The sequence below is a fragment of the Bartonella sp. CM86QHHN genome, assembly GCF_042194695.1.
Classification (GTDB): domain Bacteria; phylum Pseudomonadota; class Alphaproteobacteria; order Rhizobiales; family Rhizobiaceae; genus Bartonella.
In genome coordinates, this window is sequence record NZ_JBHIND010000011.1 from 1 (window position 1) to 12,019 (window position 12,019).

Below are 12,019 nucleotides of genomic sequence, written 5' to 3' on the forward strand. Positions count from 1 at the left end.
TTACGGAAACACAGGAACCTTATCTTCCAAGCGTGGGCCTCTCAAATATGGTTATGGTGCTGATATCCGCTATGCTGCTCTACAAGCCGGTGTTGCATTCGCGGCATTAGAAGGACAAAATACCACAACACATTTCGGTCTTGTAGGCACCTATGGGCGACTATCTTTCACTCCAAAGGATATGGATGATGTAAGTAAGAGCACATTGGATAAATGGTCACTAACAGCTTATGGCAGCGTGCAGCATGACAATGGTTTCTATATGGATACGCTTTTATCCTATGGAATTCTAAAAGGAGATATCGGCAATGCTATCATTGGCAAAACCGCAAAATTGAAAAATGCCAAAATGTTGAGTATCTCCACCACCGTTGGCAAAGAGTTTGCAACCGGAATGGAAGGCTTAACCTTCGAGCCTCAAGCACAACTTGCTTATCAACATTTGATGTTTAATACCATTGAAGATGCTGATAATTTTACCGTTGATATGAAAAATCCTTCTCAATGGTTGATCCGTGTTGGTGGACGTTTGACAAAAACCATTTCCACTGAAAACAACCGTCCAATGTCTTTCTATGGAAAAGTAAACTTGATCAAAACCTTTGGTGATAATGGTACCATCCAGATTGGCAGAAACTTTGACCTTGATCCTATGGGACCTGCAATTGAAGGCGGCGTTGGCATCAATGCGCAACTGTCTCACAATTTCTCCCTTCATGGTGATGTAAGTTATCAACAAAAGCTTCAGAAAACTGGTATAAGTGGTGCAAGCTTTTCAGGTGGCATACGCTATCAGTTTTAAATCAAGGCTGTAAAAATAGCCTATTCATTCTATTTAATTTAACAAAAAGTGCAGCACAATATGCTGCCCTTTTTGTACATTAAAGTCATCCTTTTTCCTTTTAAAGCACCCTTCCCTCTTTATACTTAGTTCTTTACGAAAATCTCCAAGACAAGACACAACAAAAGCAACAGAGCACTTCCATCCCCAGTGGATGAAGAGTACTTCCTACTTTGAAAAAAAGAGAAGTCTATTAGAAATAAATAATACCACTGTGTTGAAAGATGAAACCCCACTTTAAGCCCAAGTAAGTTAGCTTTTTTACAAGTTTCTTCTACATCCTTTTTTGTTCCCTCATAACCCCAATTTGGGTCATATAATAATCCCTACCATCACGTAAAAGATGTCATGGTACCACTATATCAGTATCTCACAATATTTCTCTGAATAATAATATTCAAAATTATAATTCTTTAAATAAAATCAATTATAAATACATTTTGTATTAGACATAATTAATATCAATTATTTTTTAATTTTGACAAAAAACCAAAAATGTCTTACCAAATAAAAACAATTACTGAAATTAATAACAACTATCCATTTTCACTTCTTCTTATGAAGTTCGCGGGGAAATGAATATTTGGGGGCTATCATAAGGAGAATACTAGTGTATAAAACATCCCTTTTATCATGCACAGCTGCAGCCGCTATTATCCTGTTCAATATCCAGTTCAGTGCACATGCTGAAACCCTCGTAGTTTCTGAGGGAAAACAACAAGAAGTATCCGATAAAACCTACGAAACTATTCACGCAAAAGGCGGTGGCAAAATCATTGGAAAACATTTAACCATTGTTATGAATAAAGATATAAGCCAAGGCACAAACAAAACCGTCTATGCTGTAACAGCAGAAGGTGCTGACAGTGCGATTGAGTTACTGGATGGCACAACCATTAAAGGCACTGGTTCTGGTATTTTCTTAGGCCTTGAAGCCAAAGACGGTGCTACACTTCAAATGACTAAGGGAACAATTACATATTCTGGAATGGAGGCCTCCTCATCTGGCATTTTATCTAGCACTGGTGCTTCCTTTTCTGACAGTAAGAGTAAAAAAAACAAGCTGGAAGACGTGGTAATATCGAGTGAAAACGATAACAGTTCACTATCCTTAGGAATAAGTGCTAAAAACAGCACAGTAACCTTGAACAATGTAACCGTTACTCAAGCACTAAAAGGCATATTTGCAGATGATCACTCGACAATAACAATCTCTGGAGGATCACTCGATGGGGAAACTGATGGGGTATATGCTGGAAACGGCAGCATCATTACTTTAAACAACAATGTTACAGTCGCATCATCTAAGGGTAATGCACTCCATGCAGATGGTATAGAATCCAAGGTCACAATGAAAGGAGGGACTGTCATAGGAGGAAATTTGAATGGACATGAAAACGCATTACTTACAAAAAATGGTGGACGTATTGAAATTACGGATGTTACTCTAACAACCGATAACTTCGGAAACGGTGCACTTGCACTTGGTTCTGATAGCATAGTTGAATTAAAAGGCAATACAAAGATTAACAATGCTTTGAACGGTCTTGGAGCATTTGATGGTGGTAAAATCACCAGCGAAAATTTAACACTCATCGGTTCTGGAGCAAAAGAAGAAAGCACTGGTGTAGGAGTTGACCTGCCTAACAGCAAGATCGAACTAAATGGAAAAACAACCATTGAAAAATTCACACATGGGCTTGAGGCACGAAATGGTGGACAGATTGATGTCACGGATATAGCTTTAACAACGAATGACGCGGGAACCGGTGCACTTGCACTTGGTCCTGATAGCAGAATTGAATTGCATGGAACGGCAACGATTAATAATATTTTGAAGGGTCTTAGAGCAATAAATGGTGGCAAAATTACCAGCGAAAATTTAACAGTAGTCGGTGGTAAAGCAATTAATGAAAATCTCGGCAAAATAAGCACTGGTGTACGGACAGAGGATTCTGGTAGTGAAATTCAGTTAACCGGCAAAACAACCATTCAAAATGTCGATGAAGGTTTTTATGCAGACGGTGGAAGTCAAATCATTAGCGGAGATTTAACAATAACCGGTGGTGAGTCCGAAGCAGCAACCGTTGGTGTAAACATTTGGGATGCCGATAGTATAGTTGAATTCAATGGCAAAACAACCATTCAAAATGTTGATGTTGGTCTTTTTGTCATTGAAGGTAGCACAATTAAAACGAGCAATCGTGCTATTGATACTAATTCTAAAGGCCTAGATACCCAATCCGATACTCCTCAGAAGGGGAAGAAAAATACAATAGAAGCAAAAATGGCTGCACTGGTTGTAATAAATGGCGGACATATTGATCTGACAGATGTTTCTGCCACAGCAGAAGTTGCCAGTTTACAATTCGCAACTTTCTTTGATAATAATCCGAATAGCTCGCATGATCCGCAAAAATATCATAGTAATGAGATCAATCTGACTAATGCAGAGCTTCATGCTGAAAATGGTACAGGAATTTTCGTTAGAACTGTTGTTGAAAAAAGCATCGAAGATGCTGCTGCTCCATCAATCGGCACAGTCAATCTTAAAAAATCAGAAATCCATGCTGACGTATTATTAGGAGATGGTATTTTTTGGGACAAAACATCATGGAAAGATAAAGATTTGTGGGATGGTAAAGAGGTTAAAACGATCTCCAACGGCACCTTCACATTAAGCGCAGATCAGTCTATTTTAGAGGGCAGAGCAAATATTGCTAAAGACAGAAATGTGCACTTTGATCTGAAAAACAATACAAAATGGACGTTGAAAACCAGCAAAAATGAAAAAGATGATGATGGCAATCTCCTTGATATCGCTCAAAGATCTCGTTCTGATATTTCCACGCTTAATCTCGATAACAGCTCCATTATCTTTAATGGACCAACCGAAGATCATTACCAAACATTGCATATAGGTTCTGGTAAACCAGACACGCAAGAAGTCTACAATGCAACGGGTGATGCAAAGATTTACTTCAACACGGCTTGGAGTGATGGTGCTGCAATAAATGACCAAAAAACCGATAGGCTTTTGATCAATGGGAACGTCTCAGGCAACACATCAGTTTATGTCACGGGGCGCTTAGAAGAGAACAATATCGAAGCAAATACCTCTGCTGCTGCCAATGTCCGGGGTCTTTCACTCATTCAAGTTTCTGGAAAAGCAGAAGAAAACTCTTTCAAACTAGTAAATGGCTATACCACAAGAAATCGTTTGCCTTATAAATATACGCTAACGGCCTATGGACCAGAGTCAAGCCACGGTACAGCCGATGTTGCACAAAGCCTCTTTGATGAAAAGAATGAAAACTTCTGGGATTTCCGTTTGCAACCCGAACTGCTTGACTCCAATTCTGGTTCAAATCCTGATCCTGAAACAAATATCCCTACCGTTGCCCCTGTACCACAAACAGCAAGCTATTTGGTCATGCCAAATGCTCTCTTCTATAGTGGATTAACGGATATGGCTAAACAAAATGCACTTTTAGCCAATATCAGAACATCTGTCTTAAGAAAAGAAGAAGAAAAACAAACCGGTTTCTTCCTCTATACTTACGGAAACACAGGAACCTTATCTTCTGAACGCGGACCTCTCAAATATGGTTATGGTGCTGATATCCGCTATGCTGCTCTACAAGCCGGTGTCACATTCGCGGCATTAGAAGGACAAAATACCACAACACATTTCGGTCTTGTAGGCACCTATGGGCGGCTGTCTTTCACTCCAAAGGACATAGCGGATGCCAGTAAGAACACATTGGATAAATGGTCACTAACAGCTTATGGCAGCGTGCAGCATGACAATGGTTTCTATATGGATACACTGTTATCCTATGGAATTCTAAAAGGAGATATCACCAATGCTATCATTGGTAAAACCGCAAAATTGCAAAATGCCAAAATGTTTAGTATCTCCACCACTGTTGGCAAAGAGTTTGCAACCGGAATGGAAGGTTTAACATTTGAGCCACAAGCACAAATTGCCTATCAACATTTGATGTTTAATACCATTGAAGATGCTGATAATTTTACCGTTGATATGAAAAATCCTTCTCAATGGTTGATCCGTGTTGGTGGACGTTTGACAAAAACCATTTCCACTGAAAGCAACCGTCCAATGTCTTTCTATGGAAAAGTAAACTTGATCAAAACCTTTGGTGATAATGGTACCATCCAGATTGGCAGAGATTTTGACCTTGATCCTATGGGACCTGCAATTGAAGGCGGCGTTGGCATCAATGCGCAACTGTCTCACAATTTCTCCCTTCATGGTGATGTAAGTTATCAACAAAAGCTTCAGAAAACTGGTATAAGTGGTGCAAGCTTTTCAGGTGGCATGCGCTACCAGTTTTAAATCAAGGCTGTAAAAATAGCCTATTCATTCTATTCAATTTAACAAAAAGGGCAGCACAGTATGCTGCCTTTTTATCTCTCCCCTATTCTTTTCTACCAATACACACCGCCAACATTTTTCTTTAAGAAAATTAGTTAAAAAACTCAAGACAATAAAATATCGCGCTTTTAACTAGTAAAAATATCCCTTGAAAAAAACTAAAAGTCGATTGAAAAATCAATGAGCGCTATTTTATCGTAACCGTGTTAAAGAAAAACATGAAAGCTATGGTATCATCTTTGGTTTCATGATGTTGGAAGAGATCCCTATCAGGCTCAAGTATACAGTTTTTTGAAATTTTCTTGCCTATTTCTTTTCTTTAAGCATAAGCAACAAGTTTTATGCAAACATAACACATATCTTGAATAGAAAAACTTATAATACTTACATAATATTAACATAATGTATTCATTTAATACTAAATGAATTTAAATATAATACATTATATGCTAAATGTATAAGTTAATTTATACTTTACACAAAAATAAAAATATCCTATTCACGTTCCATCTCTAAAATATCCATCCATTTGATATCCTTCTTATAAGCGGGGGAAGAGTGTGTGGCTCTTATAAGTTAGGAAAATCTTGATGTGTAAAAAATCCCTTTTATGCTGCACAGCTGTCATAGCTGTCATGCTATTCAACACCCATCTCAATGTATATGCTGAAACTCTTGAAGTTTCCGGCGAGAAAAAAGAAGTATCTAACACAACGTATGAGATTATTAATGCGAAAGACAACGGGAAAATCACCGGCACACATTTAACTGTGGTTGGGAATAAAGACACGGATATTTATGCTGTAACAGCTGACGGTCTTGGCAGTGCGATTACATTACTGCAAGACACAGCCATTAAAGGAACTGATTTTGACATTCGTCTTGGTCTTAATGCAAAAGATGGTGCTACAATCAAAATGACTGGAGGCATTATTACGATTTCTGAAATTGGCGCTTTCTTCGAAAACAGTATGAATGATAAAAATAAGCTGGAAGGTGTAACAATATTAAGCGGTAAAGATGGCCACTTCATGGACAAGGGAATAAATGCCGACAACAAAAGCAAAGTTACTTTAGAAAACGTAACAGTTACGCAAGCAAACACCAGTATATTTGCAAATGATCATTCTGAAGTAACGATTTTAGGAGGAGAATTTGATGGAGAACTCAAAGGAATATCTGCTACGGAAGGCAGCGCTATTACTTTAACCTATAGTGAATTAGCCGATAATAAAAAAGGCAGTGTTCAAGTTACATCATCTCATGGTGACGGACTCTATGCAAATGGTGCACAATCCACAATCACAATGATAGGAGGATCAGTCACTGGAGAAAATACAGCATTACTTGCAGAAAATGGCGGACATATTGACGTCACAGATGTTACTTTAAAAAAAGATGGCACCGGAATCGGTGCAATAGCTAATGATGTTGACAGCACAATTGAACTACACGGAAATACGGTAATTAATGACGCTGTAATTGGGCTTTATGCAACAAACGGTAGCACAATCACAATGACTGGAGGAACCATTACGGCTTTTGAAACTGGTGCGTTCTTCAATGAGAGTAAAAGCGATAAAAACAAATTAGAAAATGTAACCATTACTTATGCAAATACCAGCATAAGTGATCAAGACAAGCTAGAAAGTGTGAAAACATCGGACAATGAATTAGACCCTGGATGGGAAAGTGAATTAGAAAATGAAAAAGAAGAGTTTTTATACACAGGAATAACGGCCTTTGCCGGAAGTCATCTCACTTTAGAAAATGTAACCATTACGCAAGCAGACACCAGCATATCGGCAGAAGATGGTTCACAAGTAACGATATTAGGAGGAGCATTTGATGGAGAACACACAGGGCTATACGTAATGAACGGCAGCTTCATTACTTTAGCCAATAGTAAAGAAGGCAGCGTTCAAGTTACATCATCTGATGGTGATGGACTCTATGCAGACGGTTTATTCTCTACAATCATAATGATGGGAGGGACAGTGACTGCGGGAAATAGAGCATTATTTGCACAAAAAGGTGGATATATTAAGGTCACAGATGTTGCTCTAACAACGATGGACGGAAACGGATACGGGGCAGCTTCCACCGATCCTGAAAGCTTAATTGAATTGGATGGGAAGACAACAATTAATAATGCTCTCATCGGACTTTATACAGAAAATAGTGGCACTATCTCAATGGCGGGTGGAACTGTAACTGGGAAAAGCGCGGCAGTACTTACAAAAAGCGGTGGACATATTAAGGTCACAGATGTTGCTCTAACAACAATGGATGGCAACGGATACGGTGCAGCTACCAGCGATCCTAACAGCTTGATTGAATTGCATGGAAAGACAACAATTAATAATGCTTTCATCGGACTTTATACAGAAAATAGTGGTACTATCACAATGGCGGATGGAACTGTAACCGCAACAAACATGGCACTGTTTGCAGCAAACGGTGGACATATTAAGGTCACAGATGTTGCTCTAACAACAATGTATGGCAACGGATACGGAGCAGCTACCACTGATCCTGACAGCTTGATTGAATTATATGGAAAGACAATAATTGATAATGCTTTCATCGGGCTTAATACAGAAAATAGTGGTACTATCACAATGGCGGGTGGAACTGTAACCGCAACAAACATGGCATTGCTTGCAAAAAGCGGAGGACATATTAAGCTCACAGATGTTGCTCTAACAACGATGTATGGCAACGGATACGGAGCAGCTACCTCCGATCCTGAAAGCTTGATTGAATTGCATGGAAAGACAACGATTAATAATGCTTTCATCGGACTTTATACAGAAAATAGTGGTACTATCACAATGGCAGATGGAACTGTAACCGCAACAAACATGGCATTGCTTGCAAAAAGCGGGGGACATATTAAGCTCACAGATGTTGCTCTAACAACGATGTATGGTAACGGATATGGCGCAGCTACCACCGATCCTGATAGCTTGATTGAATTACATGGAAAGACAACAATTAATAATGCTTTCATCGGGCTCAATGCAGAAAACAGTGGTGCAATCACAATGACGGGAGGAACTGTAACCGCTGCAAACATGGCATTGCTTGCAAAAAGCGGTGGGCATATTAAAGTCACAGATGTTGCTCTAACAACAATAAATGGTAACTATGGCGCAGCTACCACCGATCCTGATAGCTTGATCGAATTACATGGAAAGACAACAATTAATAATGCTTTCATCGGGCTTAATGCAGAAAATAGTGGTGCAATCACAATGACGGGAGGAACTGTAACCGCTGCAAACATGGCAGTGTTTGCAAAAAACGGTGGGCATATTAAGGTCACAGATGTTGCTCTAACAACGATGTATGGTAACGGATACGGTGCAGCTACCACCGATCCTAATAGCTTGATTGAATTGTATGGGAAGACAACTATTGATAATGCTGTAACCGGACTTGATGCAGAAAATAGTGGCACAATCATAATGACTGGGGGAACAGTAACTGCGACAACCATGGCATTGTTCGCAATGAATGGTGGACATATTAAGGTCACAGACGTTGCTCTAACAACAATGGATGGCAACGGATACGGTGCAGCTGCCAGTAATCCTTACAGCTTAATTGAATTGCATGGAAATACAGCGATTAGCAATACTTTCATCGGACTTTATGCAGAAAACGGTGGCACAATTAAAATGAATGGAGGGACCGTAGCAGCAAAAGGATCAGCATTTGTTGTAAAAAATAGCGGATATATTGATGTAACAAATGTTTCTGCAACAGCAGAAAACAGTGGCATAATATTTGATAAATCCGAGGACGATAACGCCTTAGAAATCAACTTGACAAATACAAAGATTCGCACTGAAAATAGTATTGGAATTAACGCAGACCAATCAATCGGTATAGCCAATCTCAAAAATTCAGAAATCAGTGCCGATATTTTATTAGCAGCAAAAGCTTCAACTAAAGAAAGTAATTTTGCTTTTACATTAAATGCTAATCACTCGGTATTAAAGGGAAGAGCAAAAATTGCAGAAAACAGAACCGTACGCTTTGATTTGACAAACAAGACAACATGGATATTGAAAACCAGTACAAAAGAAACCGATGATGACGGAAAACTGCTTGCTATTGCTCAAAGGTCACGTTCTGATATTTCTGTGCTCAATCTTAATGATAGTTCTATTGTTTTTAATGGACCGGTAGAAGATCATTATCATACATTGCATGTAGGATCTGGAATACCAACCACTCTAGCAGTCTATAATGCCTTTGGTGAGGCAGAAATTCATTTCAACGCTATATGGAGTGATGGTGTTGCAATAGATGCACAAAAAACCGATAGGCTTCTCATTCACGGTGATGTAGCAGGCACCACAACAGTTTATGTCAAAAGTGTTTCAGGGGATAAAGAGAGCGTAGAGAATGCTTCTACTCCTTCAAATATAGGTGGACTTTCACTTATTCAAGTTTCTGGAGAAGCAAAAGAAGACTCCTTTAAATTGAAAAATGGCTATACCACCATAGGAGGAACTCCTTATAAATATACGCTAACTGCCTATGGACCAGTCTCAAGCTATGGCAAAGCCAATGCTAACCAAAACTTATTCGATGAAAAGGATAAAGATTTCTGGGATTTCCGTTTGCAGCCTGAATTTTTTGACACCGATTCAAAAGTAAGAGCAGTTGTACCACAAATGGCAAGCTATTTGGTTATGCCAAATGCCCTCTTTTATACTGGATTGGCCGATATGGCCAAGCAAAATGCACTTTTAGCCAATATGAGAACAACAGTCTTGGGAGAGCAGAAAAATCTAAAAAACAGTTTTTTCCTCTCTACCTATGGGGGTACAGGAACCTTATCCTCGAAACGCGGTCCCCTTAAATATGGTTATGGTGCTGATATTCGCTACGCCGCTATACAAGGTGGGGTTGCATTGACTACGTTAGAAGGGCACAGCACTACTACACATCTTGGTCTTTTAGGCACCTATGGGCGGCTGTCTTTCACTCCAAAAGAGATGCAGGATGCAAGTAAAAGCACTTTAGATAAATGGTCTCTCACTGCCTATAGTAGCGTACAGCATGACAGTGGTTTCTATATGGATACACTTTTATCCTATGGAATAATAAAGAGCGATATCACCAATGCTATCATTGGTAAAACCGCGAAATTGAACAATGTAAAAATGTTGAGTATTTCCACCACCGTTGGCAAACAATTTTCTACCGGAATGGAAGGTTTAATCTTCGAGCCCCAAATACAACTTGCTTATCAACATTTGATGTTTGATACCATTGAAGATGCTGATAATTTAAAAATTGATATGAAAAATCCTTCTCAATGGTTGATCCGTGTTGGTGGACGTTTAACCAAAACCATTATGACCACTGAAAATGGTCCTGCCATTTCCTTCTATGGAAAAGCAAACTTGATCAAAACCTTTGGTGATGATGGTACCATCCAGATTGGCAGAGATTTTGACCTTGATCCCATAGGAACAGCAATTGAGGGCGGCGTTGGCATCAATGCACAACTGTCTCACAATTTCTCTCTTTACGGTGATGTAAGCTATCGACAAAAGCTTCAGAAAACTGGTATAAGTGGTGCAAGCTTTTCAGGTGGCATACGCTATCAGTTTTAAGGAAAGTCTGTAAATAGCCTATTCATTCTATTCAATTTAACAAAAAAGGCAGTATACATACTGCCTTTTTAATCTATGTAAGCTACTATTCTTATCCCCTGAAACTTTTTTCTTTTCTCCTCAATGATCTCCTTCCCTCCTATTTACACGAGTCACGCGGCATATTCATTATCGAATTTGTCTATAAAGCTAAGCAAAGTGTATTTTTAGATAATAAAAAGAAGACTACATTGGAAAAGATAATGATAAAAGAAACTCTCTCTTCATACCTTTTCTATGTTTATCCTCCTGTTTCTTCAATCCATTAGCTTAACACCACCCTGTAAGGATTCATTTATATGTCCATGTACCGTTTTTAGGCAAACCATTTTGACAATGCTTATCCCTCTAATTCCATACAGTATATTGATTTATAAAGATAATTCTTTGTTTTCCATGTTGAATGAGAGTCCCTAATATCGTAGGATTCTCTCATTTCAAACTTGTTTTATGTTGAAACAATTAAAAATTTTCTTGCACGTTACAAGCAGGGCTGGCGTGTGGAGAAAAGTTATATAAGAAAAGCCTGAGAAGTCCTCTCATGAACTGTCTCAAGAACCAAGGGCTTGTCACAAACATTGGGAGCTAGCAAAGTGCGATGGGCTTGCTCCTTCGTAAGCGTAAAGATGATGGAACTCTATGGCTTTAGCGTTATAGCATTCATGAACACCATCGCGAAATGGGCTGTGCTTCCTTAGAAAAATGGACTTTGGTACCCTTAGCCTCTTTAAAGAAAGCCTGTGAATAGCCCCCTCATCTCTTCTTCTTATAGCAGAAAAAATTTGCTGATCGTTTTGGTGAGTGCATCAAATAATACATCTCAACGCTATAGAGCTTTTTATAACGATTATCTTTAATAGACAATTTTTAAATATCATACTTCATAGTGCTTTTAGCATAAGCTTAACCAAGCTAGGTTTTATGAAATCCACTTTTCTCAACTTTTTATGATCATGAAAAAAAGTTTTTCTGAAGCAAAACTTCAAATCATAGAGAACATCATCGATATAATTCGTTTTGTTATTTACAATAAAAACATAATGATATAGAAACTGTCTGGGTACTTGCGCCATCAGGGGAATGAAGTAAGCATCAAAGCATACC

The 12,019-nt window shown here is 38.7% G+C and carries 3 protein-coding genes; all 3 read left to right on the forward strand.

Annotation, left to right across the window (positions count from 1 at the left end; all coding sequences use genetic code 11):
• On the forward strand, positions 1 to 802 hold an 802-nt coding region (locus ACFIKX_RS01215; protein WP_375628379.1), incomplete at its 5' end, for an autotransporter domain-containing protein.
• Positions 803 to 1,451: 649 nt separating this feature from the next.
• Positions 1,452 to 5,201, forward strand: a complete 3,750-nt coding sequence (locus ACFIKX_RS01220; protein ID WP_375628381.1) for an autotransporter outer membrane beta-barrel domain-containing protein — start codon at positions 1,452 to 1,454, stop codon at positions 5,199 to 5,201.
• Between the two features lie 629 nt (positions 5,202 to 5,830).
• Positions 5,831 to 10,876, forward strand: a complete 5,046-nt coding sequence (locus ACFIKX_RS01225) for an autotransporter outer membrane beta-barrel domain-containing protein (protein WP_375661188.1) — start codon at positions 5,831 to 5,833, stop codon at positions 10,874 to 10,876.
• Positions 10,877 to 12,019: the final 1,143 nt, after the last annotated feature.

What these genes read in the sequence shown, in the direction of transcription:
- ACFIKX_RS01225 (WP_375661188.1), top strand. Translation starts at nt 5,831, where the DNA reads ATGTGTAAAAAATCCCTTTTATGCTGCACAGCTGTCATAGCTGTCATG.